The sequence below is a fragment of the Novosphingobium sp. ZN18A2 genome (genome assembly GCF_036784765.1).
Classification (GTDB): domain Bacteria; phylum Pseudomonadota; class Alphaproteobacteria; order Sphingomonadales; family Sphingomonadaceae; genus Novosphingobium.
The window spans coordinates 2,739,067-2,763,665 of the sequence record NZ_CP136651.1 but is presented as its reverse complement, the minus strand read 5'-3'; the positions used below and the strand labels follow the sequence as shown (position 1 = coordinate 2,763,665).

The window sequence follows — 24,599 nt, the reverse complement described above, 5'->3', positions numbered from 1 at the left end:
GCTGCACCGCCTGTCCTGAACGTCTGCCGTTTGCTTCCAAAAGAAAATGGCCCCCGCCGGGAAGGGCGGGGGCCAGTTCGTTTGGACGTTATCGTTGTCTGTATCGCCTGTTTCTTCCGACCTACATCTTCCGGTTGATGAACTGGTCAGAGATGTTGCACGCCGCCGGGCCAAGGATGACGATGAACAGCGTCGGCAGGATGAACAGGATCAGCGGCACGGTCATGATCGCGGGAAGGCGGGCCGCCTTTTCTTCTGCGCGCATCATGCGTTCGTGACGGAATTCGGCCGAAAGCACGCGCAACGCGGAGGCGAGCGGCGTACCATAGCGTTCGGTCTGGATCATCGTGGTGGTCACGCCCTTCACGGCTTCCAGGTCGACGCGATAGGCAAGGTTCTCGAATGCCTGGCGCCGTTCGGTAAGGAACGAAAGCTCGATCGCCGTCAGAGAGAATTCGTCTCCCAGTTCGGGATAGGCGCGGCCCAGTTCGCGCGCCACGCGGGAGAAGGCGGCGTCGACGGTAAGACCCGCCTCGGCGCAGATCACCAGCAGGTCCAGCGCGTCGGGCAGGCCCTTGCGTATGGCGTTGGTGCGCTTGGAAATCAGGTTCGCCAGGAACACGTCCGGCCCCTTGTAACCGATGGCCACCATCACCACGAAACCGGCATAGCGCTTCAGGCTGCCCCAGTCGGGGAAATAGTTGAAGCCCCAGATCACCAGCGCCGCCAGCAGGCCGAGCACGATTGGTGCGACAAGGCGCGCCAGGATGACGTAGACTGCCCATTCCTTGTTGCGGATACCGGCCTGCGCCAGCTTTTGCGTGATTTCCGCAAGCTGGGTGTCCTGCAGCACCTTGCCCCGGTTGAGGAACGTGCGCACCTGGTCGGTCGTCTCGTTGCGGCGCACCAGCTTGGCGCGCTTCTTGGCGCTGGCGGTAACGATGCCCGCCTTGAGCTGCTCGCGCCGCTCGTTCAGCGCCTTTACGCGCTTGGCCATCGGGTCGCGCACCGTGACCGCGGTATAGATCGCATAGAGCGCGGCCATCGCGGCGACGAACACCAGCACGGTGCCGACGAAGATGACGTCGAAGCCGAGCAGCGTGGGTCCGGGCGGTTGGTTCACCATTGTAATCCTGTCCTTCCGCTCAGATCTCGAAGCTGATCATGCGCGACATGATGAAGGCGCCAAGGCCCAGCCACACAGTCCGCCAAGGCCGGTGACGATCAGTCGCTCGTCGACGAAAAACTTCCCGATATACGAAGGGTTGATCCAGTAGATCAGCCCGAAGACGATGAACGGCAGCGAGCCGACGATATAGGCCGAGGCCTTCGATTCAGAGCTCATCGCCTTGATCTTCAGCTTCATCTGCGCGCGCTTGCGCAGCACTTCGGCAAGGTTGGCCAGCGTTTCGGCCAGGTTGCCGCCGGTTTCGCGCTGGATCGCCAGGGTGATGACGAAGAACTGGAATTCCGGCGTGCCAAGGCGGTCGGCGGTTTCCTGCAGCGCTTCTTCCATCGTGCGGCCGACCTTGATGCGGTCGGTAATCATCTTGAATTCCTCGCCGACGGGGCCGGGCAGTTCCCTTGCCACCACGCCAAGCGTTTCCGTGACCGGAAGGCCAGAGCGCAAGCCGCGCACCAGAAGTTCCAGCGCATCGGGAAAGCGCACGTTGAATGCGTTGATCCGCTTGTCGATCGTGCGGCCCACCCAGAAGTGCGGGATGAACGCGCCGATCGAGAGGCCGGTGCCCAGCGACAGCAACGCGGCGTTGGTCTTCAGGTAAACAAGCAGCGTGATCGCCGCGGCCAGGCCGCCGGAGACATAGAAATACTGGCGCAACGTCCAGTTCTTCCCGGTGCGGTAAAGGCGCACTTCCAGCGCTTCGAGCCGCGAGGCGGAGCCTGCGACCTTGTGGGCCTTCGGCTTGCGCGCGGCGATGGCCTTGCGATATTGCGCCTCGACCTTGTCGGTCGCGCTTTCCGAGTGGCGGAAGCGCACCGCCTGAAGACGGCGCGCGCTTTCCTTCGCCGGCGACGGCCCGGCAAAGGCCGCATAGCCGAGGATCAGCATCAGCATGATGCCCATCGACATCACAAGCAGCTGGATTATGCTCATCGGCTCTTCCTGACTCGCTTTGTCTCCCCGCGGATCACGGGCCGGTCGCTTTCCTGCGAGCCGGCCCGTCCCCCCGAAGAGAGGTTATTCCGCCGTGGCGGCCGCTCCGGCCTTGCCCTTGCTGGGCATCAGCGACTTGAGGTCGAACTTGCCCAGAAGCGACTTCTTGGCGTTGGGGTCCTTTTCGGCCAGGATCGAACCGTCCTCGCCAATCGAACCGATCACCGCGTCGGCAATGTCGTTGATCGCGGCGGTCGCCTTGCCCGAACGGTTGGCTGCCACGAAGGGCTGGCCCAGCTTGGCGGCGTTGGCCGCGGCCTTGATGTCATAGGGCACGAGGAAATCGACCTTGCGTTCGATCGACGCTTCGAAGTCAGCGCGGCTGATCTCGGCTATGCCGGACTGCACCTTGTTGGCGACGACCATGTGGCGCGCGTGGGGCGCGTTGGACTTCATCCACGAAAGCAGGCGGATCGCGTCGCGCGCGCCGGCCAGCGTCATTTCCGTCGCCACGATCACCACGTTCACGTCGCTCATCAGCTGCGGAAAGTTGATCAGCATGTTGCGCGGCATGTCGATGATCGTGCTCTCGAACGCCTGGCGGAACTCTTCCTCAAGCTGGACGAAGGCGCTGCCGTCGGTCATCAGCGGAGAGTTGATCGGTGCTTCGGCCGAAAGGATCGCAAGGTTGTCGTTCGCGCGGATCATCGCGCGTTCGATGAACAGCCCGTCGATGCGGCTGGGGTTGTCGATCGCGTCGGTCAGCCCGCGTCCCGGTTCCAGGTCAAGCGTCAGCGCGCCCGTGCCGAAGTGGATGTCGAGGTCCAGCAGGGCCGTCGGCATCTTCTTGTCGGAACTGAATATCCAGGCGAGCGAGGTTGCCAGCGTGGATGCACCGACACCACCGCGGGTTCCCACGATCGCGGTGGAGACATGATGCTTCACCCCTTGCGAATCGTGGTTCTTCGGCGCGGTGAAGATCGCCTGCGCCTGGACCAGCGCATCGCGCAGCTGCCCGGCCGAAAGCGGCTTGAGCAGGTAGTCGTGGATGCCTGAGCCGAGCAGGTCGCGGTAGAGGCGAACGTCGTTCACCTGGCCGACCGCGATCACCACCGTGCCGGGTTCGCAAACCTCGGCCAGCGCGTTGATGTCGTTCAGCGGGTCTCCGCTTTCCGACAGGTCGACAAGCAGGATGTTGGGGCTGGCGCTGATCGACAGCGACTGGATCGCGTTGCGCAGACCGCCCTTGTTGCACTTTTCGGGCTGCCAGCCCATGTCGACGACGACCGGACGCAACACGTCTAGTGCGGCCTCATCGCAGAGATAGGCGGCAAAGACATCGCGGTTGGACCCGGATTTCCAGGGTGCGTTCATGGCTTAGTTACCTCCTCCGGTCGACTGGCTGGAGACCTGCTTCAGACCGCCTTCACCCGAGGGCTTCTGGCTGCGATAGCTGTCGATCGCCTTGCTGTTGCTCATGACCACGGTATCCCCGGTGTTCTCCGCGCCGTGGATCAGGTGTTCCGGATTGGCGACCATCGCGGCAAGGTTGCCGTTGACCGCGCAGCCATAGCCGGGGAACGTCGCGTTGTTGGGGTTGAAGTCCGACTTGGCCGACCAGTCGGGACAGCCGGGGACTTCCGCCGTCGTGCGGGTCACCACCACGCGCGCCGTGCCGCCGGCGATGTTGCCCGGCGTGACCGGGGCGACATCGCTGACCAGCATGCCATAGCGCGATGCGACCGTTTCAACCGCGTTGCGCGTTGCCGGCGACTGGCTGGGATCATCGACCGAGATGCGGTCTCCGTACTTCAGCTTCATCGCATCGAACCAGCCGGTCAGGCGGTGCTGTTCGGGCACCGACAGGCCGCCGCCGGGCAGCGTGTTCACATCCAGCACATAGCTGTTGCGCGAAACCACCGGCTGCTTGGTGCTGTAAAGCGAACGGTTCTGCGGAATTCCTCCGCACGCGGTGAGCGATAGGCCGAGCGAGAGAGCAAGCGCGGCACCAAGGCTCCGGGTCAGATTGACACTCATGACTTGTCCCTTTCTCGTCAGAAGCTGAAGCCGGGAGCGGCATCGCCGGCCTTGGCCTGGCGCTGGCCGCGCGACTTGCGGTTGGCGCGGGTATCGGGCCGCTGGGCGGGCATCGACGACTTGTCGAGCGCGCCGATCTCGGGACCGGACTGGACCGTGCCTTCCTTCTCGGTCGGCATCGGGCGGGTCGCGCCGCTCTTGCCGTCGTTATCCATGTTGCCCAGCAGGCGCTGGATCTCGTTCGGCGCCTGGTAACCGTCGGTGGGCAGCTTGATGTCGCCGTCGCTGACCGGCTTCACCAGGTAAGGCGTCACAACGATGACCAGTTCGGTCTGCCCCTTCTGGTAGTTGGTCGAACGGAACAGCGAACCCAGGATCGGAATGTCGCCCAGGCCCGGCGCCTTTTGCAGGTTGTTCTGCGAATTGTTGCTCATCAGCCCGGCGATCATGAAGCTCTGGCCAGAGCCGAGTTCCACGGTCGTTTCCGCGCGGCGCACGGTCAGTGCCGGAACGGTGAAGCCGTTCAGCGTTACCGCACCCTGGCTCGAAAGTTCGGACACTTCCGGGCGGACGCGCAGCGAGATGCGGCCGTTGGCGAGCACCGTGGGCGTATAGGCCAGGCTGACGCCGTACTTGCGGTACTGGATCGTCGTGGTGCCAAGGCCCTGGCTGATCGGGATCGGGAATTCGCCGCCGGCAAGGAAGTCTGCGGTTTCGCCCGAAAGCGCGGTCAGGTTGGGCTGCGAAAGCGTGGTTACAAGGCCCAGCTTCTCACCCAGGTCCAGCGCGCCGAGCACATCCATGCCCAGCAGGCGCCCCGCCATGCCCAGCCGCGTCGCGCCCGACGCGTTGGGGTTGAAGGTGTAATTCGTGCCGCCTGTCACGAACTTGCCGGTGGCCGGGTTGAACGGCAGCGAGACCGAACCGGCCGGCAGGCCATAAAGCGACGAGGCGTCCAGCGACGGGAAGCCCGACGTATTGATCGCGCCGATCGTGCCGGGAGCCGCCCCCTGCGATACGCCGAAGACGAAGCCGCCCGTGTTGTCGCGGTTGACCAGGTTCACGCCGATATCGCGCACCAGCGTGCGGCTGACTTCGGCGATCTTGACCTGCAGGTTCACCTGAAGCGGCGTTGCCATCTTCAGCCGGCTGATCACGTTGGTCTTGTCGCCGACGAAGGCCTTGACCAGGCGCTCGGCCTCGGCCGCATCCTCGGGCGCCTTCACGGTACCGGTCAGCAGGACGGTGTTGTTCATCGTCGCGACGTGGATCTTGGCCTCGGGCATGGCGAGGCGCAGCATCTGGTCGATCGAGTCAATGTTCGAACCCACCCGGATGTTGGCCGACCAGACCACGTCGCCGCGGCTGTTGCTGGCATAGACCGTGGTCTCCCCGCCGCCCTTGCCGAAGACATAGAGCTGGTTGGTCGACTTCACCTGGACGTCGGCAATCGCGTCGTCGGCCACGAAGACGTCCGACATCTTGCCCGGGACGGTGATCAGCTGGCCGCGACCGATCGACAGGACGATGGTCTTGGACGGCTGGTTGGCAGCCTGGGCGTTAGCCGGCGTTACCGCGGGCATCAGGGCCAGCGGGGCGGCGACGAACACCGCTGCCAGCAACGAGGAAGTGATACGGCGTTTCATGGTCTTGCCCCTCACGAGATCCGTGGTGTCACGCTTCATTTCATTTCGCTCCGACCACGACGGCTTCGGTATTCTTGCCGCGGGTCACGCGCACCACCGGACCGGCCGGACGGGCGGAAGCGATCGGGCCGGCGCCCATCGGCTGACCGAAGGCGGGCGACGGGCTCATGGCGGGCATCGACTTGCGCTGGAAGCGCGAGACATCGCCGCCCGTGGTGTAAGTGGAACCCTTGTCCGACGGACGCGCCAGCGCGGTCCTGATCAGCTGGTCTTCCTCGGCCTTCGATGCGCCGTTGGGCACCTTCACGTCACTGGTGGCCAGCGCCTTGTCGAGATCGCTCTGGCTGTCCGCCAGCGAACGCAGCGACAGGCTGATCGTGCCTATGGTCTGCGCCACGGCGACTTCTTCGGCCAGCTTGGGCGTCACTTCGATGGTGACAGTGCTGAACGTGCGCACGCGGGTCTTGCCGTCGACCGTTTCGGACGAGGTCTTCTGGTCGGTGGCGAGCACGCGCAGGTTCTTCAGGATCGTTTCCGATGCCTTCAGCGTCTGGCCCTGACCCTGGCCCTTGACGGACTGCGTCAGCACCAGGTCGATATGGTCGCCCGGGAAAACGAAGCCCGCAACGCCGGTGCGCGCGGAAACCGGGATGGTGACGGCGCGCATGCCCGGGCCGAGAGCGGCGGCGAGGAAGCCGCGGTCACCCGGCGCGACGAGCGAGCCCTGCGTGATCGGTTCGCCCGCGGTTATCGGGTGGCGCACGACGGTGCCGAGCAGCTTGCTCATGTCCGCTTCGCCGTCGATGAAATAGGCGTCCTGCACCAGCCCCTTGGGCCAGTCCTGATAGCCCACCGCATCGGCGGTGATGATCGTGCCCACCGGCAGCGCACGCTGCGCGACGAGAACCTTCGGTCCCTTGGGAACCTTGGCCGCGGCTTCTGCCTTCGGCGTGGATGCGCCGATGAACAGGCTCCTTGCGGCAAACGCGGTGCCGATCGCGACGATCAGCGCGCCGACCAGCAGAATCAGCTTTCTCTTGTCCATGGCTTTAGTCCCGCCCCTTCAAGAACAGCCCGTATCCTTTGGGCAAAATGGTTAATATCCGGTTCACCCCAAATGCCCGCCGGCAGCCTGGGACACGGGCCAGTAGTTGACCGCGAGCACCCAGATCCCGGCCGTGGCTATGGCCACGCCGTAGGGAATTTTGAGTTTGTCCTTCTGGCGCCGCATCACATGCCACGACCCAAGGACGATGGTGAGGACGCCCCCCAGAAGGCTCATCAGAACGACCAGCTGGAGGAACGGTTGCCAGGGCAGCCAAAGCGCAAGCGCGGTAAGCAGCTTGACGTCGCCCCCGCCCATCATCTTCAGTGCGAAAAGCACCGCAAGGATGGCGAAAGCGCCTGCCGCGACGGCAAATTGCAAGGCAACGCCCGGCCACAGCGTAAGGCCGCTGGCATACCAGTAAACCGGCGCCGCCAGAGCAATCCCCGCGTTGAGCCAGTTGTCGATCTGACGCCGGCGCATATCGGTGAATGCCGCGAAAAGCAGCGCGATTGCCAAGGCTGTAAGCAGCCCGTAAACGAGATAGTCCCCCTGCATGGCATTAGGGGATAGCGCGCAGGGATTAGCAAAAAGTAACCAAGCCCAAAAAGGCGGAATTAGGCAGACTTGCAAATACACCGGCCCAGGGAGTTCAATGACATAATGGCAGGCGGTTTCGATCGGCGCGCGATACCCGCGGCGGCCAGCGAAGGGTTCTGGACCGCGCGCGACGGCCACCGGGTCCGCCGGATCGACTGGCCGGGGCGCACGTCCGAAGGGCATCCGCCGCGCGGTTCCCTGCTGTTGATGCCGGGGCGCGGCGATCACTATGAAAAGTATTTGGAGACGCTGGAACACTGGCACCGCGAAGGCTGGCGTGTCACGGCGGCGGACTGGCGCTGGCAGGCGGGATCAGGCCGCCATACGGATGACCCGATGGCCGGCGACGTGTCCGATTTTTCGGTGTGGGTGAACGACCTTGCCGATTTCTGGGAGGACTGGTCCGGCGAAGCGCCGGGGCCGCGCGTGATCGTCGGCCATTCGATGGGCGGGCACCTCGTCCTGCGCGCGCTGGTGGAACAGCGCATCGATCCGGCAGCGGCGGTGCTGAGCGCGCCGATGCTGGGATTTATCGCGCCATTCCCGCCTGCCGTGGGGCACGCGGTCGCCCGGCTCATGTGCCGGATCGGCGATCCGGCGCGCCCGGCCTGGAAATGGAGCGAAAAACCCGGAGCGACGCCCGCCAGGCGCGCGCAACTGCTTACCCACGATGCCGAACGCTATGCCGACGAGCAGTGGTGGCGCGAAAACCGGCCCGAAGTCGCGATGGGCGCAGGCACCTGGCGCTGGGTGGAGCGGGCCTATGCCTCCATGCGCGTGATTTTCGCGCCCGGCGCACTGGAGGCGGTGGACACGCCCATCCTGATCCTTGCCGCGCGGCATGACGGGCTGGTGCAGTTCAAGGCGATAGAGCGCGCCGCGCGCCGCCTTCCGCGCGCCCAGCTGATGACCTGGGGGCGAGAAGCCTATCACGAACTTTTCCGCGAGGAGGATGCCGTGCGCAGCCGCGCGATCGCGATTGCAGACGATTTCCTTGACCGGATGGCCCCGCCGGAGGCCGCCCCCGCATCATGACCGAACGTTTCGATGTCGCGATTGTCGGCGCGGGGATGGCCGGTGCCAGCCTTGCTGCCGAACTGGCCCCGCACGTGAGCGTGCTGGTGCTGGAGGGGGAGGATGCGCCCGGCTATCACTCCACCGGGCGGTCCGCTGCGTTCTGGGCGGAAACCTATGGCGGGCCGGGCGTCTATCCGCTTACCGCCGCGTCGGGCGGCTGGCTGCGCGACGGGGGTTTTCTCACCCGGCGCGGTGCGCTCAACATTGGTGGCACCGGCGACCGGCACAAGGTTGAGGCGCTGGTGGACAGCTTCCGCGCGCTGGGCGCGGAACTGGTGACGGTCGGGCGTGACGAACTGGAACGCCGCGTGCCCGGCCTCTTGCCCGAATGGACGTGCGGATCGTGGGAGCCGTCCTGCGCGGACATCGATGTGGCCGGTGTCCACGCCCATTACCTTGCCGCCGGGCGCAGGGCCGGCACCGTGCTGCGTGTGCGGGCATGGCTGGACGCGGCCGAGCGCGAGGGGGCGGACTGGCGACTGGGCTGGCGCGGCGGAGAGGCGCTGGCCGGCGTCCTGGTCGATGCGGCGGGCGCATGGGCGGACCAGGTTGCGTCGGTGGCGGGCGCGTGGCCGCTGGGCATCGGCCCCTTGCGCCGCACGGTCGCGCAGTTGCGCACCGATCCCCCGGCGCGGGACGACCTGCCGCTGACCATCGGGATAGACGGAGACTTCTATTTCAAGCCGCAGGCGGGGCGCCTGTGGCTCTCCCCGCATGACGAAACGCCGGACATCGCGCGCGACGTTGCGCCCGAGGATATCGACATCGCCCGCACGATCGACCGGTTGGGCCATGTCGTCGGCTGGAAGGTGGAGGCACTGGAACGCAAGTGGGCGGGGCTGCGCAGCTTCGCGCCCGATCGCTTGCCGGTTTATGGCTTCGATCCGGTGGTGGACGGGTTTTTCTGGTTTGCCGGGCAGGGCGGTTTCGGCATCCAGACCGCACCGGCGGCGGCCCGTCTCGGCGCGCAGCTCTTGCTGGGACGCGATGCCGATGCGATGACCGCGCCCATCGATTCAGTCGCTTATTCGCCCGCCCGTTTCATGGGAAAATAAAGGCGGGCAAGATCGCGTCTGTTAATCGCCGCGCGGGTTGCTATTGTCGCCCGTGGAGTTTGCCAAAAGGAAGGAACAGGACATGGCTCACCGTTTCGAGATCCGGAAGAACAAGAAGGGCGAGTTCGTTTCGTACTTCGTCTATAACTCCGAGACGATCTTCTGGACCGAAGGTTATACCAGCAAGGCCAGCGCGAAGAACGCGATCGAATCGATCCTGAAGAATGGCCCGGGCGCAGAAATCGTCGACAAGTCGGCCGAATAACCGAAGGGGGCGCGTGCTGCTGCGCAATCGCGCGGCGGCACCGGCCCTGATCGGTGTCTGCATCTATGCCAGCGCCGGCTGCGTCAGGCGATGACGCCGTCAGGCAGCCGCAAGCGCCGCGTCACTCGCCAATTGGTCGGCCCGTTCGTTTTCGGGGTGGCCGTCATGGCCTTTTACCCATACCCATTCGACCTTGTGCGGGCGGGTCGCGTCAACCAGTTCGCGCCATAGCTCGCCGTTCTTGACCGGCTTTTTCGCCGCGGTCTTCCAGCCGTTTTTCTGCCAGCCGAAAACCCATCTGGTAATGCCGTCCAGCACATATTTGCTGTCGGTGTGCAGCGTGACGCGGCACGGTTCCTTCAACGCCTGCAGCGCGCGGATGGCGGCCATCAGTTCCATGCGGTTGTTGGTCGTCCCGGTTTCCGACCCGGACATTTCCTTTTCGTGTTCGCCCATGCGCAGGATCGCGCCCCAGCCGCCGGGGCCGGGGTTGCCCTTGCACGCGCCATCTGTGAAAATTTCCACGTGCTTCACGCGAAGACCCCGGCATTGGCGGGATCGGCGTAGAAGGCGATGCGCCGCGCAAAGGCCATCGGGTCTTTCTTCGTCACCAGCGCGCCAGCGGGCGTGTTGAGCCAGTCATAGGCGCGCGTCATGGTAAAGCGCATCGCCGCGCCTCGCGCCAGCAGCGGCAGCGCAGCACGTTCACCGTCCGAAAGCGGGCGCACGGCTTCATATCCTTCGATCAGCGCGCGCGACAGGTCGGGCCGGAAGGTTGTGCCATCGGCATCGAAGCACCATGCCGCATGGGTAACGGCCACGTCATAGGCGGTGATGTCGGTGCAGGCGAAATAGAAGTCTATCAGCCCGGTAACGCGGTCGCCCAGCATCAGCACATTGTCGGGAAACAGGTCCGCATGGATGACAGAGCGCGGAAGGTCTACCGGCCAGCGGTCGGCCAGGACGGGCAGTTCGCGCTCCACGATTTCGGCCAGCCCGGGATCGATCTGTTCCAGCCCGTCGTGCCCGCAGGCATCGGCAAGCCGCCGCCATTCGGGAAGCCCCATCGCGTTTTCGCGCGCCTGCGGGAAATCGGCCGCGGCCAGGTGGACCTGCGCCATCGCCCCGCCCACCGCGCGCGCCTGTGCCGGCGTGGGCTCGCTGACGGAAACGCCCGGCAGAAACTCTATCAGTGCCAGCGCGCGGACATGGCCCTTGCCGTCGTCGCGGATGCGGTAAAGGTGGCCTTCGGAATCGTGGATCGTGCGCGGGACGGGGCATCCCTTGGCCGCCAGGTGATCGAGCAGAGACAGGAAGAAGGGCAGGTCTTCCACTTCGATGCGGTATTCGTACATCGTCAGGATGAAGCGCGTGCCGTCCTTGCCGCCTGTCGTCTCGATCAGCCAGTTGCTGTTCGATACGCCCTCTGCAATGCCCTTGGCGGAAACGAGGTTGCCCACGTCGAACCGTTCGACCAGCGCGGCCATCTCTTCGGCCCCGATCCGCGTATAGACCGCCATGTGCCGCCCCTTCAGTCCAGAAGCCGGCGGGGCAGCTTGAACACCATCTTTTCTTCTACGGTGGTGACGGTCCGTTCTTCGATCTCGCGCCATTCTGCGAGGCGTTCCGCCACCTCGCGCACCAGCAGTTCGGGTGCCGATGCCCCTGCGGTAAGGCCCAGCGTGCCCACACCTTCAAGCCATTCAGGCCGGATATCGGTTGCGCGCTGGATCAACCGCGCGGTTGTGCCCTGCCGTTCTGCCACTTCGACCAGCCGCAGCGAGTTGGAACTGTTGGCGCCCCCGATCACCAGCACCAGATCGCATTGCGGAGCCACGATCTTTACCGCGGCCTGGCGGTTCGATGTCGCATAACAGATGTCTTCCGCCTTCGGGCCGACGATCTGCGGGAAACGGTTCTTCAGCGCATCTACCACCATCTTCGTATCGTCGACCGAGAGCGTGGTCTGCGTCAGGAAGGCAAGCGGGGCATCGGCGGGAAAGTCCAGCCCGGCCACGTCCGCCACCGTTTCGACAAGCGTAATCGTGCCGGCCGGCACCTGGCCCAGCGTGCCGATCACTTCCGGGTGCCCTTCGTGGCCGATGAACACGATGTGCCGCCCTGCTTCCACCTGTCGCTCCGCCTGCCGGTGGACCTTGCTGACCAGCGGGCAGGTCGCGTCCAGCCAGTCCAGCCCGCGCTGCGACGCTTCCGCCGGCACCACCTTGGGCACCCCGTGGGCGGAAAAGACCACGGGCACGCCGTCCGGCACTTCGTCCAGCTCGTCCACGAAGACCGCGCCCTTGTCCTTCAGGCTGTCGACCACGAACTTGTTGTGCACGATTTCGTGGCGGACATAGACCGGCGCGCCGAAGCGTTCGATCGCGCGCTCCACGATTTCGATCGCGCGATCGACTCCGGCGCAGAAGCCGCGCGGCGCGGCGATCAGCAGCAGCAGCGGAAGTTTTTCGCCCGATGCATCCCGATTCGCGTCGGCGGAAGCTGGAAAGCTGGTGTTCATGCCGCCGCCCTTAGCAGTGCGGGCGCGGACGGGGAACCATTGCCGAAACCGGACGCGGCGATTAGAGGTGGCGCGAATTTGCGGTCCGTCCGGCGCGATGCGGGGCACCGGCCACCAGATCCTGAGGAATTGCGTTGATGATCCATTCGTTTCGCCGTGCCGCGCAGATCGGCGTTCCCGTGCTGGCACTGGCACTTGCGGGTACGCTTTCGGGCTGTGCCAAGGACAAGGGCGAACTGGTCGTATCCGGCGGCGTCGGCGTTACAGCGCTGCGCAGCCCGTGCCCGACCGTGGGCATCCCGGATTATACCGGCGACATCACGCAGTTCCGCACGCCGGGCAACACCGACGAATCCAATATGGATGTAACGGCAACGATGACGCACCTGCGCAGCCAGTGCACCAACGATCCGTCCAATCCCAAGCTTTATACCCAGGCGACGTTCGACGTGCTGGCCAGCCGCACCGATACGCGCGGCGCGCGGCAGGTGAAGCTGCCCTATTTCGTTTCGGTTGTTCGCGGCGGCGGGGCCGTTGTTTCGAAGCGGGTGGGAACCGTCACTATCGATTTCGCGGACGGGCAGGCGCGCGCGACCGGGCACGGAGAGGCTGGCGCCTATGTCGACCGGGAGCAGGCCACCCTGCCGCGGGACATTCGCGAAAAGCTGACGCGCAAGCGCCGTTCGGGCGATGCCGATGCGGCGATCGATCCGCTGTCGCAGCCCGATGTGAAGGCCGCGCTGGCGCGTGCCTCGTTCGAACTGCTGGTGGGCTTTCAGCTTACCAGCGACCAGCTTGCCTACAACGTCACCCGATAACGGCGGCTCCGTGTAAATCCTCGCGGTCGCGCCCGTCGCCTGACGGCTTGCGGCAGCAGCCGGGGATAAACTAAGGGCAAGCCCGTCCTTCATGCGCCGCATCCGGCAGTCGCCGGGCGCGCGCCGCCATTTTTCACGAGCACTTGCGATGACCGAAACCCACGCCAACCTGCACGCCGCCTTCGCCCGGCAGATCGATATTGCGCTCGACGCGCTTGAGACTGCCGGAACGCTTCCGGGCGGCCTGCCGCGTGGCGCGGTGACGTGCGAACCGCCGCGCGATCCTTCGCATGGCGATCTTGCCACCAACGCGGCGATGGTCCTCGCCAAGCCGGCAAAGACCAATCCGCGCGCGCTGGCGGCGGCGCTTGTAGCAGAGCTGGAGAAGGCTCCGCACGTAACCTCGGCCGAAATCGCGGGGCCGGGCTTCATCAACCTGCGGCTCGACGATGCGGCATGGCGTGAGGAACTGGGGCGGATCGCGCAAAGCGGTGCGGACTATGGCAAGTCGGGGCTGGGTGGCGGAAAGGTGGTCAACGTCGAATACGTCTCGGCTAACCCGACCGGGCCGATGCACATGGGCCATTGCCGCGGTGCGGTGGTGGGCGATGCGCTGGCAGCCCTGCTGGAATTTGCCGGACACAAGGTGATCCGCGAATATTATGTCAACGATGCCGGCGGACAGGTCGACGTGCTCGCCCGCTCTGTCCACTTGCGGTATCGCGAGGCGCTGGGCGAGGACATTGGCGAGATCCCGGCTGGCCTCTATCCCGGCGATTACCTTGTGCCGGTGGGGCAGGAACTGGCGAAGGAATATGGCGACAAATACGCCGCCGCGCCCGAAGCGGACTGGCTCGTGCCGTTCCGCACCCGCGCGGTTGCGGCGATGCTGGTTGCGATCAAGCACGACCTCTCGCTGCTGGGCATCCACCATGACCTGTTCTCGTCCGAAGCGGAGCTTCAGGCGGCGGGCAAGCCCGAAGCCGCCGAAAAGTGGCTGCGCGCGCATGACCTTGTTTACGATGGCGAGCTTGAAGCGCCCAAGGGCAAGACGCCCGAGGACTGGGAGCCGGTGGAACTGCCGCTGTTCCGCTCCACGAAGTTCGGCGACGACCAGGACCGCCCGATAAAAAAGTCCGACGGAAGCTGGACCTATTTCGGCGCCGACCTCGCCTATCACTTCCAGAAGGCCCAGAATGCGGATGCTCTGGTGGACATCTGGGGCGCGGACCACGCGGGCACGGTAAAGCGCATCAAGGCGGCGGTCGCGGCGATGACAGGCGCCGAAGGCAAGCCGATCCCCTTTGAGGTAAAGCTGGTGCAGATGGTGCAGCTTCTGAAAGGCGGCGAACCGTTCAAGATGTCGAAGCGCGCGGGCAACTTCGTGACGCTGGCCGACGTGGTGGAGATGGTGGGCAAGGACGTGGTGCGCTTCACCATGCTGACCCGCAAGCCCGACGCGCAGATGGACTTCGATTTCGACAAGGTGGTCGAAGCGTCGAAGGACAACCCGGTGTTCTACGTCCAGTATTGCCACGCGCGCGTGCGGTCCACGCTCCGCAAGGGCGCGGAGGAGGGGTTTGCGCCCGCGCCCGACGATCTTGACCTGCTGGGCGAAGAGGAACTGGCGCTGGTGAAGCTGGCCGCGCAGTTCCCGCGCGTGGTGGAAGGCGCAGCCGTTGCGCGCGAGCCGCACCGCATCGCCTTCTTCCTTTACGATCTGGCCGCCGCATTCCATGCCTATTGGAACGTGGGTAACGACCGGCCGGAAAAACGCTTCATCGTGGCACAGGACGGCAAACTGACCGCCGCGCGCCTTTTCCTTGCCGACCAGATCGGGCAAGTAGTGAAGAACGGGCTGGCCCTGCTGGGCGTGGAGGCTGCTGAGGAGCTTTGAAGTCTATGGCAATCGGGGGGCACGACCAGAACGGGGAATCCGGCGCCGGAATGCCGGAGGACAACGATCCGTTCGAAGCCGCATCGCAGGACGAAGCGCAGACCGGCGCCTTGCCGCTGGGCGATGAAGAGCGCCTTCCGTGGCTTGAATCCGCCGATGACGTCGATTTCGAGGACGGGGAAACCGATGGCGGCCGGATTATCGGCCTTGCCGTTGTCGCCATCGTGGCGCTCGCGCTGCTGATCGGCGGGATCTACTGGTTCACCCATCGCGGCGGTGCCTCTCGGGATGCGGACGGAAGCCTGATCGTGGCAAGCAAGACGCCCTACAAGGTTGCGCCGACGAACCCCGGCGGCAAGACATTCGAAGGCACCGGCGATACCAGCTTCAAGGTGAGCGAGGGCGAAAAGCCGCAAGCGAAGGTTGCGCAACCCGCATCCGCGCCGGCACCGGAACCTTCCGCCACGCAATCCGCTGCTCCGTCTGCCCAGGCATCGCCCGCCGATCTGCCGGGTGTGGGGGTGCAGGTGGGTGCCTATTTCAGCACCTCCTCCGCCGAAGCGGGCTGGCGCAAGCTGTCCGCCGACTATGAGGCGTTGAAGGACTTCAAGCACCGGATCGTCGAAGGCCAGGCCGACATCGGCAAGGTCTATCGTCTGCAGGCGGTGGCAAGCGACCGCGCGGCTGCGAATACGCTGTGCGGCAAGCTGCGCGCGGACGGGCTTTCCTGCCAGGTGAAGTGACGGTCGCCGGGGGAACCGCTTGCGAGAGCGGGGCAGGGTGAGGGGCTTTTTCGCCGCCCGCCGCGCTATCCACACCTGAAAGCGCGCAAGAGCTTGCCGAAACCGCGGCAATCCGCCAGATTCGCGGCATGTTACCGGCGATTTTCGGCCTGTCGGGACTTGTCCTGACCGCTGACGAGCGAGACTTCTTCCGCGATGCCGATCCGGCCGGCTATATCCTGTTCGGCCGCAACGTGGACAATCGGGAGCAGTTGCGCGCGCTGACGGATTCGCTGCGCGCGCTGCATGGGCGCGACCGAACGCTGATCTGCATAGACCAGGAAGGCGGGCGGGTCGCACGGCTGAAGCCGCCGCAATGGCTGTTATTCCCGCCGGGCGAGGTGTTTGACAGGCTTTACGATACCGCGCCTGCCAGCGCGATAGAGGCGGCGCGCGCGAATGCCGAGGCGCTGGGCCTCGACCTTGCGGAAGTGGGCATCAACGTCGATTGCCTGCCGCTGCTGGACGTGCGCCAGCCGGGCGCGCACAACGTGATCGGCGATCGCGCGCTGGGCAGTGAGCCGCTGCGCGTCGCCGCGCTGGGCCGCGCGGTGCTGGACGGGCTGGCGCGCGCGGGCGTGGCGGGCACGATCAAGCACATTCCTGGCCACGGACGCACGACGACCGATTCGCACAAGGCGATGCCCACCGTCACCGCCAGTGAAGCCGAACTGGAAACCGATATTGCCCCGTTCCGCGCGCTGAAAGATGCGCCGATCGGCATGACGGGCCACCTGCTGTTCACCGCGTGGGACAAAAGGAACCCGGCCACGCTTTCCCCGTTCGTGATCAACGAAGTGATCCGCAAGCGCATCGGCTTTTCCGGCCTCTTGCTGACCGACGACCTGGATATGGACGCGCTTTCGGGCAGCGTGCCACAACGCGCCGAACGGGCCATAGCGGCGGGCTGCGATATCGCGCTCAACTGCTGGGCGGACATGGAGGACATGGTCGGGATCGCAAGGCGACTTCCGGCAATATCCGCGCAAGGCGCCGCGCGGCTGGAACGCGCTCTGGCGGGAACAAGCGATTTCACCACGCCCGCGGCGGTCGAAACGCAGGCGGCGCTGATCGAGCGGCGCGACCGGTTGTTGGCGCAGGCGGCGGCGAAGGCATGATGGACGACGCGGCATCCGCCGTTCCGACGATGGACGAAGGGGACGACTGGAACGGCCCCGCATCGGCGGCCGGAGAGGATGCGGCGCTCTACCTTGAACTTGACGGGTGGGAAGGCCCGCTCGACCTGCTGCTTGACCTTGCACGGCGGCAGAAGGTGGATCTTCACAAGATCTCCATCCTTGCGCTGGTCGACCAGTATATCGCCTATGTCGAGCGGGCAGAGGCGATGAAGCTGGAACTGGCGGCCGATTACCTGGTGATGGCGGCGTGGCTGGCTTACCTCAAATCGCTGTTGCTGCTGCCGCGCGATCCCGAAGTGGAGCCAAGCCCGGAAGAACTGGCGCTGCGCCTGCAACTGCGCCTGCAACGCCTGGGCGCCATGCGCGAGGCGGGCGCCCGGCTGATGGCGCGCGACAGGCTGGGGCGCGATGTTTTCCGGCGCGGCGCGCCCGAAGGCTTGCGCGTCGACCGCAAGAACCGCTGGCAATGCGAATGGTTCGATCTTGTGCAGGCCTATGGCCAGGTGAAGGCGCGAACCCAGCCGGTGGTGCACATGGTGCGCGAACGGCCGGTGATGACGCTGGATTCGGCCCTGTCTCGCGTATCCGCGATGCTGGGCGTGAACATGGACTGGGCCGATTTGCGCAGTTTCCTGCCCCGAAGCGGCGAGGCCGGATGGGGCGATCCGCAACTGCGCCGCTCGGCGCTTGCATCCAGCTTCGTGGCCGCGCTGGAACTGGCGCGCATGGGCAAGGCCGAATTGCGGCAGGAGGAAACCTTCGGCCCGCTGATGTTGCGGGGGGTGAAGGAATGACGCAGCAAGCGCCGCCCGATGACCTGCTGCGCGCGGTGGAGGCGACGCTTTTCGCGGCAGAGGAACCGATGACCGCGCAGGCGATTTCCACCCACCTGGGCGGCGCGGACGTGCGCGCCGTGCTGAAAGAGCTTTGCGTGTTCTACGACGGGCGCGGGATCGAACTGGTGGAACGCGGCGGGCGCTGGCATTTCCAGACCGCAGGCGACCTTGCGCACCTATTGCGGCGCGAGCGCGAGGAAGTGCGCCACTTGTCGCGCGCGGCGACCGAAGTGCTGGCGATCGTCGCCTATCACGAGCCGGTGAGTCGCGCGGAAATCGAATCGATTCGCGGCGTTCAGACGTCGAAAGGCACGCTTGACGTGCTGATGGAGGCGGGCTGGGTGCGCGTTGCGGGACGCCGTGAAGTGCCGGGGCGGCCGGTGATCTATGCCACGACGGGCGAATTTCTCGCGCATTTCGGCCTGCAATCGCGCCGCGACCTGCCCGGAATCGACGAATTACGCGCCGCGGGCCTGCTCGACCCCGTAGATGCTGCTTTCGACGCCTTGACGGAAACCTCCGAACCGGACACGGATGACGGTGCGGCGGAAGATACGGAGTCGGACGCGCTTGACGGTTGACTGGAAAGACAGCCGCCAATCCCCTATATTCGCTGCAAGTCGCAAAAGGATTTGAACAATGCAGGCTGGACCCTGGCAGCTTATCATTATCGCTCTGGTCGTACTCGTGCTTTTCGGACGTGGCCGCATTTCCGAAATGATGGGCGATTTCGGCAAGGGTATCAAAAGCTTCAAGCAGGGCCTGAACGAGGAAGACCAGCGCACTTCCGCGCCTCAGGCTCCGCCTGCGCAGATTTCGCCCCCGCCGTCGGCAGCGCCTGCCGCATCGCAGACCGAGCAGCCGTCGCTCAACGGTGAGCCTGTCAGCAAGGACCAGAAAGCCGGCGGCAACTGACCCGTCGGCCCGCTGAAGGGCACTGACCGATGTTCGACATCGGAGCTTCCGAGCTTTTGCTCATCGTGATCGTCGCGGTCGTTGTGATCGGGCCGAAAGACCTGCCGCTCGCCATGCGCACGGCGGGCCGCTGGATCGGTCAGATCCGGCGCGTTTCCAACCATTTCCGTTCCGGTATCGAAGCGATGATCCGTGAGGCCGAACTGGAGGAGATGGAAAAGAAGTGGCAGGAACATAACGCCGCGATCATGGCGCAGGACATCACCGTGGAGGACAAGGCGAACGCGGCTTCGGCCGATGCCGCCGCGCCCGCGATGGAGCCGCTTACCGCTGCCGGAAGCGATGCTGCCGAGCCTCAAGGCGCAGCCCCCCCCTCAACCGAACACGCACCCGCATCAGACGAAGCACCGGCACCCGCCGCACCGGCCGCTGCCGCGGACGCGAAGCCGGAAGGGCCGGCGTCTTGAAGTTCCGCGAACTCGACGAAACGCAGGCCCCGCTGCTCGACCACCTGATAGAGCTGCGCACGCGCCTGCTGCGCTGCGTCTATGCGATGGCGATCAGCTTCGCGATCTGCATGTATTTTGCCGACGATATCTTCGGCATCCTTGTCCGCCCGCTGACGGAGGCCTTTCCGCAGGGGCAGGGCAAGCTCATTTATACCAAGCTGTACGAAGCCTTTTTCGTGAACGTGAAGATCGCGCTGTTTTCCGCCTTCTTCCTCAGCTTTCCGGTTATCGCGAACCAGCTTTGGGCCTTCGTCGCGCCCGGCCTTTACGCGAAAGAGAAAAAGGCGTTCCTGCCCTTCCTGATCGCGACGCCGGTGCTGTTCGTGATGGGGGCCAGCCTTGCCTATTTCGTGGTCATGCCCACCGCGTTCCACTGGTTCCTCAGCTTCGCGGGAGAGAAGGGCGGGCTGACGCTTGAGGCATTGCCGGGCACGGGCGATTACCTTGCGCTGGTCATGCAGTTCATCCTTGCCTTCGGGATCAGCTTCCTGCTGCCGGTGCTGCTGATGCTGCTGAACCGCGCGGGGATTCTTGAGCGCAAGCAGCTTGTCTCTGCCCGGCGTTACGTGGTCGTGGCGATCTTCGCCGTGGCTGCCATCGCGACCCCGCCCGACGTGGTTTCGCAGATGATGCTGGCCGTGCCGCTGCTGATCCTGTTCGAAGGCACCATGATCCTGATGCGCATCGCCGAAAGGAAAGATGCAGAGGCGAAGGCCCGCGAAGAAGCGGAAGAGGCAAAGGCGCGGTCCGAAGATCAGGCCGGTGACCCCACCCCGCTCTTGCCGGATTCAACGCCGCCCGCGCCCTAGAGCATCCAATCACGGCGATCCGGTGCGGTCGAAAAGCGTCCTGATTTGTGTCAGCGCCCTTCGGGTGCGTGCCGGTCCGCCGTGTTTCCCGATGCGCCGTTCTTCGGTTCACCGGTCTTCGCGTCGTCCGCGTCCCACACCTTGCCGCCGCCGATCCAGGTTTGCAGCACCCTGGTCTTCCTGATCTCGTCCGCATTGGCCAGCATCGGGTCGGTATCGACGAAGATGAAGTCCGCGCGATAGCCGGGGGCGAGGCGGCCAAACTTCTTTTCCGCGAACCCGGCCCATGCACCGCCGGTGGTATAGGCGGCCAGCGCCTGCTGGCGCGTGACGATTTCCTGCGGCTGCCAGCCGCCAAAGGGCTCTCCGTCCGGTCCTTGCCGGCTGATCGCGGCGGCAATGCCCGCCCACGGATCGGGCGCTTCCACCGGCGCGTCCGATCCGAAGGCAAGGTGCGCACCGGCGGCCAGCATCGAATGCCAGGCATAGGCTCCTGCCAGGCGGTCCGGACCCAGCCGCGCTTCGGCCATCAACCGGTCGCTGGTTTCGTGAACCGGCTGCATCGAGGCGACGATTCCGTTCCTGCCGAAGCGCGCGATATCCGCCGGATCGACGATCTGCGCATGTTCGATGCGCCAGCGCCGGTCCCCCTTGTAGGTTTCGGCAAGGTCTTCGATTGAATCCAGTACCTCGGCATTGGCCGCATCGCCGATCGCGTGGACCGCGACCTGAAAGTGGTCCATCGCCGCGCGGCTCATCAGGTTTTTCAGCTGCGTGCCGGTAAGCTGCGGCAGTCCGCGCGTATTGGGATCGTCGGCATAAGGCGCCTTCAGCCACGCCCCGCGAGAGCCGAGCGCGCCGTCCATGAACAGTTTCAGCCCGCCCATGTGCAGCCTGTCGCCATAAAGCCACGGCGTCGGCCCCGGACCGGCGATCAGCACCATGTTGTCTACGCCCAGCGCATAGGACATGATCCGCAGGTAAAGCCGGTTGGCATCGCCCGCGCGGCGGAACGCCTGCCAGTCCTCTATGCTGGTGCCCATGTCGGCCGCGGCGGTAACGCCATAGCGGAACAGGATGCGCTGCGCCTTGTCCAGCGCAAGGTCGCGGTCCGCCGGGCGCGGGGCGGGCACAGCATGGTCCATCAGCCCTGTTGCCGCATCGACGAGCACGCCCGCCGGATTTCCGGCTGCATCGCGAATGATCTCGCCGCCTTCGGGCGCTTTGGATTTCGGCGTGATCCCGGCTGCCTTCAACGCGGCGCTATTGGCCCATCCGGCATGGCCGTCGACGCGGCTGAGCCACACCGGACGATCGGGCACCGCGCTGTCCAGCTCTGCCGCGGTGGGGAAACGGCCCAGGTGCCACAGCTCCTGGTTCCAGCCGCCGCCCAGTATCCATGGCCGGTCCGGATTGGCGGCGGCATAGGCCTTGATCTTCGCCAGCGCCTCTTCAAGCGAATGCGTGCCCGACAGGTCGAGCGTCAGCGCGGAAAAGCCCAGGCTCATCACGTGCAGGTGCGCGTCGATCATGCCCGGCAGCATCGTGCTGCCCTTGCCGTCGATATGGTATTCGGGGTGCTTGGGCAGCTTTTCGCCGCGCGAATAGACGTGGGTGATGACCCCATGATCGTCAAAGGTCAGCGCAACGAAGTTCACCACGCGGCCGTCTTCGGCCACGGTTTCGCCGTTCACGTTGTCGACCAGCGTATCCGCGCGGGCGGACGCGGGGGCAAGGGTAGGGGCAAGCGAAAGCGCGGCGGCGGCAGCCAGCAACGATGCCTTCATGCCTTGGCTCCCCGGCGGGGAAGGCGGCGGATCAGCGCGCTCGTATCCTCGCGCCCTGCGCCCAGCGCCTGCACTTCGGCATAGAGCTGGTCGATCAGCGCAGTGGTGGGCAGGCTTGCGCCCGTCGCGCGCGCTTCGTCTATCGCCAGGCCCAGATCCTTGCGCATCCAGTCCACCGCGAAACCGAAATCGAACTTGTCCTGCGCCATCGTGTCCCAGTTGTTGTCCATTTCCCAGCTTTGCGCGGCCCCGCCGGAGACGGCTTCGTAAACCTTGTCGAGATCGAGGTGCGCGGCCTGTGCGAAGCGGATCGCTTCGGCAAGGCTGGCGATCGTTCCGGCAAGGCATATCTGGTTGACCATCTTGGTGGTCTGTCCCGCGCCCGACTTTCCGACGTGTGTGATCCGCTTGGCATAGGGCTGCATCACCGGCCGCGCGGCCTTCACCGCGCGCGACATGCCGCCGCACATGATCGAAAGCGTGCCCGCTTCGGCGCCCGCCTGCCCGCCGGTGACGGGCGCATCGACGCACAGCACTTCCTTGTCGCGCGCTTCCACCGCGATCTGGCGTGCGATGCGCGCGGAAACGGTGGTGTGGTCGATGAAAACCGCACCGGGCCGCAGCGTCGAGAATACGCCGTTGGGGCTTAGCACAACATCGGCCAGATCGTCGTCCGTGCCCACGCAGGTGACGACCGCGTCCGCATCGCGCGCCGCATGGGCCGGTGTGGCGGCCACGCGCACGTCCAGTCCGGGGTTGGCCGCGCGCCATTTTTCCACCCGCGCGGGCGACCGGTTATAGATCGTCAGCCGGTGCCCCGCCGTCGCGATATGGCGCGCCATCGGCCCGCCCATCACGCCAAGGCCGATGAAAGAGACACTGAGCGGCTGGTGCGGCGGCGATTCGGCGGGGGCATCTGGCTGTTCAGGCATACCCGCGTGTTAAGCGGCTTTGCCCGATCCCGCCAGCCCGCTATCCGGCGGTCAATGCTGCGAATCTTCCAAATGGTGTTCTCGCCACGTTTGACCCGCCCCCTGTTCTGGGCGCTGGTCGCGTTTGCCATGCTCATGGCACTCTTGCCCAAGCCGCCGGGGCTGCCGATCGACCGCTTTGGCGACAAGTTCGAGCACATGCTGGCATTTTTCGTGCTGACCGTAGTGGCCCGGCTCGCCTGGCCCGGAGCCTCGCGTTGGAAGGTTGGCCTGCGGCTTTCCATGCTGGGCCTTCTGATCGAGGTGCTTCAGGCGATACCGGTGCTTCATCGCGACATGGACTGGCATGACTGGGTTGCCGATACTCTTGCGATCGTTCTGGCGCTGGCAATCGGCTGGCTGGCAAAGCGCCTTGTCCTGCCAGGCACCGCCTGACTCCGCCGACCCCGACTGACTTTTCGCATCATTGCGCGTTCGTGCGGACGACTGTTTGCAAGCCGCGCGCTTTAGACTAGGGCGCGCAGGTCATGGAAAACCTAGCCGTCCAGTCCGATGCGCAGCCCGAAGCGCTGCTGACCCTTGCCGATGTCCGTGCCGCGGCCGAGCGAATCGCCGGCCAGGTTGTCCGCACGCCGACGATGTATTCCAAGACGCTCAGCACGATTACCGGTGCGAATATCTGGCTGAAGTTCGAAAACCAGCAGTTCACCGCCGCCTACAAGGAACGCGGCGCGCTGAACGCGCTGCTCCAGCTTACGGACGAACAGCGCGCGCGCGGCGTGATCGCCGCTTCGGCCGGCAACCACGCGCAGGGGCTTTCGTACCACGGCACGCGGCTGGGAACGCCGGTGACGATCGTGATGCCGCGCACCACTCCCACGGTGAAGGTCATGCAGACCGAAAGCGTGGGCGGGAAGGTCGTGCTGGAAGGTGAGACGTTCGACGAGGCATCCGAATACGCGCGCGGAATGGAGCGCCAGCTGGGCATGACCTATGTCCACCCGTTCGACGATCCGCACGTGGCCGCCGGGCAGGGCACGGTCGCGCTGGAGATGCTGGAGGACGCGCCCGATATCGATACACTGGTCGTCCCCATCGGCGGCGGCGGCCTGCTTTCGGGCATGGGCACCGCGGCGCGCGGGCTGAAGCCCGATATGCGCCTGATCGGTGTGCAGGCGCAGCTTTTCCCGTCGATGTATTCCAAGCTCAAGCATGTGGACCTGCCCTGCGGCGGCGATACGCTGGCCGAAGGCATCGCGGTGAAGGCGCCGGGCGAGTTCACGTCGAAAGTGCTGGCCAACCTTGTCGAGGACATCGTGCTGGTTGACGAGGCGGCACTGGAAACCGCGCTGGCGCTGCTCTTGCAGATAGAAAAGACGGTTGTCGAAGGCGCGGGCGCGGCGGGGCTTGCTGCCGTGATGGCGGAACCGGAACTGTTCGAAGGGCGCAACGTCGGCATCGTGCTGACTGGCGGCAATATCGACACGCGCCTGCTTGCCAACGTGCTGCTGCGCGATCTGGCCCGGTCGGGCCGTCTCGCGCGGCTGCGGCTTACGTTGCAGGATCGCCCCGGCGCGCTGTTCAAGGTGATGCGCGAATTCGATGCGCACTCTGTGAACATCATCGAAATCTATCACCAGCGCATCTTCACGCACCTGCCGGCCAAGGGCCTGATCACCGATATCGAGTGCGAAGCGCGCGATCGCGACCAGCTTGACCGGCTGGTGGCGAGTCTGCGGGCCAAGGGTTATTCGGTCAGTCAGGTGGAACTGGGTTGACGCAATCGCCCGGCGGTGCCGGTCGTGCGATAAAA

The 24,599-nt window shown here is 65.3% G+C and carries 25 protein-coding genes and 1 pseudogene; 14 read left to right on the top strand and 12 right to left on the bottom strand.

The genetic code is table 11. The annotated features are described in order from the left end of the window. Nucleotides 1–121: 121 nt before the first annotated feature. From RXV95_RS13185 to RXV95_RS13155, 7 genes and pseudogenes are all read right to left on the bottom strand, one after another. The gene (locus tag RXV95_RS13185; protein ID WP_338466496.1) at nt 122–1,126 is read right to left on the bottom strand and encodes a type II secretion system F family protein; all 1,005 of its coding nucleotides are present in this window, start codon (nt 1,124–1,126) and stop codon (nt 122–124) included. Between the two features lie 19 nt (nt 1,127–1,145). Then, a pseudogene (locus RXV95_RS13180) lies at nt 1,146–2,116 on the bottom strand (type II secretion system F family protein). 84 nt (nt 2,117–2,200) lie between these two features. Then, entirely contained in the window at nt 2,201–3,490 is a 1,290-nt protein-coding gene (locus tag RXV95_RS13175) for a pilus assembly protein CpaE (protein ID WP_338466495.1), read from the bottom strand. A gap of 3 nt (nt 3,491–3,493) precedes the next feature. After that, a complete protein-coding gene (locus tag RXV95_RS13170) occupies nt 3,494–4,153 on the bottom strand; it encodes a CpaD family pilus assembly protein (RefSeq protein ID WP_338466494.1) in 660 nt (219 codons plus the stop codon). A 17-nt stretch (nt 4,154–4,170) separates the two neighbouring features. Continuing rightward, nucleotides 4,171–5,799, bottom strand: a complete 1,629-nt coding sequence (locus tag RXV95_RS13165; protein ID WP_338466493.1) for a type II and III secretion system protein family protein — start codon at nt 5,797–5,799, stop codon at nt 4,171–4,173. A 40-nt stretch (nt 5,800–5,839) separates the two neighbouring features. Continuing rightward, entirely contained in the window at nt 5,840–6,844 is a 1,005-nt protein-coding gene (cpaB, locus tag RXV95_RS13160; RefSeq protein ID WP_338466492.1) for a Flp pilus assembly protein CpaB, read from the bottom strand. A 63-nt stretch (nt 6,845–6,907) separates the two neighbouring features. Then, nucleotides 6,908–7,402: a prepilin peptidase gene (locus RXV95_RS13155; RefSeq protein ID WP_338466491.1), complete on the bottom strand. Its 495-nt coding sequence runs from the start codon at nt 7,400–7,402 to the stop codon at nt 6,908–6,910. A 105-nt stretch (nt 7,403–7,507) separates the two neighbouring features. Here RXV95_RS13155 and RXV95_RS13150 point away from each other — a divergent pair, with 105 nt between their 5' ends. From RXV95_RS13150 to RXV95_RS13140, 3 genes are all read left to right on the top strand, one after another. Then, on the top strand, nt 7,508–8,479 hold the full coding sequence (locus RXV95_RS13150) for an alpha/beta hydrolase (protein ID WP_338466490.1): 972 nt from the start codon (nt 7,508–7,510) through the stop codon (nt 8,477–8,479). Beyond that, nucleotides 8,476–9,576 (top strand): FAD-binding oxidoreductase, encoded by a 1,101-nt coding sequence (locus RXV95_RS13145; protein ID WP_338466489.1) that lies wholly within the window; start codon nt 8,476–8,478, stop codon nt 9,574–9,576. Before RXV95_RS13150 ends, RXV95_RS13145 begins: the two co-directional genes overlap by 4 nt. 82 nt (nt 9,577–9,658) lie before the next feature. Then, a complete protein-coding gene (locus tag RXV95_RS13140; RefSeq protein WP_338466488.1) occupies nt 9,659–9,841 on the top strand; it encodes a DUF1508 domain-containing protein in 183 nt (60 codons plus the stop codon). A gap of 99 nt (nt 9,842–9,940) precedes the next feature. On the opposite strand, the gene rnhA is transcribed toward RXV95_RS13140, so the two are convergent. Genes rnhA through ispH form a run of 3 tightly spaced genes read right to left on the bottom strand, consistent with a single transcriptional unit; the run spans nt 9,941 to nt 12,362 of the window. Next, nucleotides 9,941–10,375 carry a ribonuclease HI gene (gene rnhA / locus RXV95_RS13135; protein WP_338466487.1) on the bottom strand — a complete coding sequence of 145 codons (435 nt, stop codon included), beginning with the start codon at nt 10,373–10,375 and terminating at the stop codon, nt 9,941–9,943. Next, entirely contained in the window at nt 10,372–11,361 is a 990-nt protein-coding gene (thrB, locus tag RXV95_RS13130; RefSeq protein ID WP_338466486.1) for a homoserine kinase, read from the bottom strand. The genes rnhA and thrB overlap by 4 nt, the downstream gene beginning before the upstream one ends. An 11-nt stretch (nt 11,362–11,372) precedes the next feature. Continuing rightward, nucleotides 11,373–12,362 (bottom strand): 4-hydroxy-3-methylbut-2-enyl diphosphate reductase, encoded by a 990-nt coding sequence (gene ispH, locus RXV95_RS13125; RefSeq protein WP_338466485.1) that lies wholly within the window; start codon nt 12,360–12,362, stop codon nt 11,373–11,375. A gap of 137 nt (nt 12,363–12,499) precedes the next feature. Between ispH and RXV95_RS13120 the strand changes: the two genes are divergently transcribed. The 9 genes from RXV95_RS13120 to tatC all read left to right on the top strand — a co-directional run bounded on the left by RXV95_RS13120 (nt 12,500) and on the right by tatC (nt 20,067). Next, entirely contained in the window at nt 12,500–13,180 is a 681-nt protein-coding gene (locus RXV95_RS13120) for a hypothetical protein (RefSeq protein ID WP_338466484.1), read from the top strand. A 148-nt stretch (nt 13,181–13,328) separates the two neighbouring features. Continuing rightward, nucleotides 13,329–15,077: an arginine--tRNA ligase gene (gene argS, locus RXV95_RS13115; protein ID WP_338466483.1), complete on the top strand. Its 1,749-nt coding sequence runs from the start codon at nt 13,329–13,331 to the stop codon at nt 15,075–15,077. A gap of 5 nt (nt 15,078–15,082) precedes the next feature. Continuing rightward, the gene (locus tag RXV95_RS13110) at nt 15,083–15,820 is read left to right on the top strand and encodes an SPOR domain-containing protein (protein ID WP_338466482.1); all 738 of its coding nucleotides are present in this window, start codon (nt 15,083–15,085) and stop codon (nt 15,818–15,820) included. A 128-nt stretch (nt 15,821–15,948) separates the two neighbouring features. Beyond that, on the top strand, nt 15,949–16,977 hold the full coding sequence (gene nagZ, locus RXV95_RS13105; RefSeq protein WP_338466481.1) for a beta-N-acetylhexosaminidase: 1,029 nt from the start codon (nt 15,949–15,951) through the stop codon (nt 16,975–16,977). Nucleotides 16,978–17,006: 29 nt separating this feature from the next. Continuing rightward, the gene (locus RXV95_RS13100; RefSeq protein WP_338468565.1) at nt 17,007–17,792 is read left to right on the top strand and encodes a ScpA family protein; all 786 of its coding nucleotides are present in this window, start codon (nt 17,007–17,009) and stop codon (nt 17,790–17,792) included. Further along, entirely contained in the window at nt 17,789–18,415 is a 627-nt protein-coding gene (scpB, locus tag RXV95_RS13095) for an SMC-Scp complex subunit ScpB (protein ID WP_338466480.1), read from the top strand. Before RXV95_RS13100 ends, scpB begins: the two co-directional genes overlap by 4 nt. Before the next feature lie 58 nt (nt 18,416–18,473). After that, the gene (gene tatA / locus RXV95_RS13090) at nt 18,474–18,749 is read left to right on the top strand and encodes a twin-arginine translocase TatA/TatE family subunit (protein WP_338466479.1); all 276 of its coding nucleotides are present in this window, start codon (nt 18,474–18,476) and stop codon (nt 18,747–18,749) included. 29 nt (nt 18,750–18,778) lie between these two features. After that, a complete protein-coding gene (tatB, locus tag RXV95_RS13085) occupies nt 18,779–19,216 on the top strand; it encodes a Sec-independent protein translocase protein TatB (RefSeq protein ID WP_338466478.1) in 438 nt (145 codons plus the stop codon). Next, nucleotides 19,213–20,067, top strand: coding sequence for a twin-arginine translocase subunit TatC (gene tatC, locus RXV95_RS13080; protein WP_338466477.1), 855 nt, complete (start codon nt 19,213–19,215; stop codon nt 20,065–20,067). The genes tatB and tatC overlap by 4 nt, the downstream gene beginning before the upstream one ends. A 50-nt stretch (nt 20,068–20,117) precedes the next feature. On the opposite strand, the gene RXV95_RS13075 is transcribed toward tatC, so the two are convergent. Beyond that, nucleotides 20,118–21,854, bottom strand: coding sequence for an amidohydrolase (locus tag RXV95_RS13075; RefSeq protein ID WP_338466476.1), 1,737 nt, complete (start codon nt 21,852–21,854; stop codon nt 20,118–20,120). Next, the gene (locus RXV95_RS13070) at nt 21,851–22,786 is read right to left on the bottom strand and encodes an NAD(P)-dependent oxidoreductase (RefSeq protein ID WP_338466475.1); all 936 of its coding nucleotides are present in this window, start codon (nt 22,784–22,786) and stop codon (nt 21,851–21,853) included. Before RXV95_RS13070 ends, RXV95_RS13075 begins: the two co-directional genes overlap by 4 nt. A gap of 54 nt (nt 22,787–22,840) precedes the next feature. On the opposite strand from RXV95_RS13070, the gene RXV95_RS13065 reads away from it, so the two are divergent. Both RXV95_RS13065 and RXV95_RS13060 read left to right on the top strand, forming a co-directional pair. Beyond that, nucleotides 22,841–23,221 (top strand): hypothetical protein, encoded by a 381-nt coding sequence (locus tag RXV95_RS13065; RefSeq protein ID WP_338466474.1) that lies wholly within the window; start codon nt 22,841–22,843, stop codon nt 23,219–23,221. A 92-nt stretch (nt 23,222–23,313) separates the two neighbouring features. Then, nucleotides 23,314–24,564: a threonine ammonia-lyase gene (locus RXV95_RS13060; protein WP_338466473.1), complete on the top strand. Its 1,251-nt coding sequence runs from the start codon at nt 23,314–23,316 to the stop codon at nt 24,562–24,564. The last annotated feature ends 35 nt before the right edge of the window (nt 24,565–24,599 follow it).

Bases quoted from the DNA above. Each gene is read 5' to 3' on its own strand.
- RXV95_RS13185 (WP_338466496.1), bottom strand. From the start codon at position 1,126: ATGGTGAACCAACCGCCCGGACCCACGCTGCTCGGCTTCGACGTCATC.
- RXV95_RS13175 (WP_338466495.1), bottom strand. From the start codon at position 3,490: ATGAACGCACCCTGGAAATCCGGGTCCAACCGCGATGTCTTTGCCGCC.
- RXV95_RS13170 (WP_338466494.1), bottom strand. From the start codon at position 4,153: ATGAGTGTCAATCTGACCCGGAGCCTTGGTGCCGCGCTTGCTCTCTCG.
- RXV95_RS13165 (WP_338466493.1), bottom strand. From the start codon at position 5,799: ATGAAACGCCGTATCACTTCCTCGTTGCTGGCAGCGGTGTTCGTCGCC.
- cpaB (WP_338466492.1), bottom strand. From the start codon at position 6,844: ATGGACAAGAGAAAGCTGATTCTGCTGGTCGGCGCGCTGATCGTCGCG.
- RXV95_RS13155 (WP_338466491.1), bottom strand. From the start codon at position 7,402: ATGCAGGGGGACTATCTCGTTTACGGGCTGCTTACAGCCTTGGCAATC.
- RXV95_RS13150 (WP_338466490.1), top strand. From the start codon at position 7,508: ATGGCAGGCGGTTTCGATCGGCGCGCGATACCCGCGGCGGCCAGCGAA.
- RXV95_RS13145 (WP_338466489.1), top strand. From the start codon at position 8,476: ATGACCGAACGTTTCGATGTCGCGATTGTCGGCGCGGGGATGGCCGGT.
- RXV95_RS13140 (WP_338466488.1), top strand. From the start codon at position 9,659: ATGGCTCACCGTTTCGAGATCCGGAAGAACAAGAAGGGCGAGTTCGTT.
- thrB (WP_338466486.1), bottom strand. From the start codon at position 11,361: ATGGCGGTCTATACGCGGATCGGGGCCGAAGAGATGGCCGCGCTGGTC.
- ispH (WP_338466485.1), bottom strand. From the start codon at position 12,362: ATGAACACCAGCTTTCCAGCTTCCGCCGACGCGAATCGGGATGCATCG.
- RXV95_RS13120 (WP_338466484.1), top strand. From the start codon at position 12,500: ATGATCCATTCGTTTCGCCGTGCCGCGCAGATCGGCGTTCCCGTGCTG.
- argS (WP_338466483.1), top strand. From the start codon at position 13,329: ATGACCGAAACCCACGCCAACCTGCACGCCGCCTTCGCCCGGCAGATC.
- RXV95_RS13110 (WP_338466482.1), top strand. From the start codon at position 15,083: ATGGCAATCGGGGGGCACGACCAGAACGGGGAATCCGGCGCCGGAATG.
- nagZ (WP_338466481.1), top strand. From the start codon at position 15,949: ATGTTACCGGCGATTTTCGGCCTGTCGGGACTTGTCCTGACCGCTGAC.
- RXV95_RS13100 (WP_338468565.1), top strand. From the start codon at position 17,007: ATGGACGAAGGGGACGACTGGAACGGCCCCGCATCGGCGGCCGGAGAG.
- scpB (WP_338466480.1), top strand. From the start codon at position 17,789: ATGACGCAGCAAGCGCCGCCCGATGACCTGCTGCGCGCGGTGGAGGCG.
- tatA (WP_338466479.1), top strand. From the start codon at position 18,474: ATGCAGGCTGGACCCTGGCAGCTTATCATTATCGCTCTGGTCGTACTC.
- tatB (WP_338466478.1), top strand. From the start codon at position 18,779: ATGTTCGACATCGGAGCTTCCGAGCTTTTGCTCATCGTGATCGTCGCG.
- RXV95_RS13075 (WP_338466476.1), bottom strand. From the start codon at position 21,854: ATGAAGGCATCGTTGCTGGCTGCCGCCGCCGCGCTTTCGCTTGCCCCT.
- RXV95_RS13070 (WP_338466475.1), bottom strand. From the start codon at position 22,786: ATGCCTGAACAGCCAGATGCCCCCGCCGAATCGCCGCCGCACCAGCCG.
- RXV95_RS13065 (WP_338466474.1), top strand. From the start codon at position 22,841: ATGCTGCGAATCTTCCAAATGGTGTTCTCGCCACGTTTGACCCGCCCC.
- RXV95_RS13060 (WP_338466473.1), top strand. From the start codon at position 23,314: ATGGAAAACCTAGCCGTCCAGTCCGATGCGCAGCCCGAAGCGCTGCTG.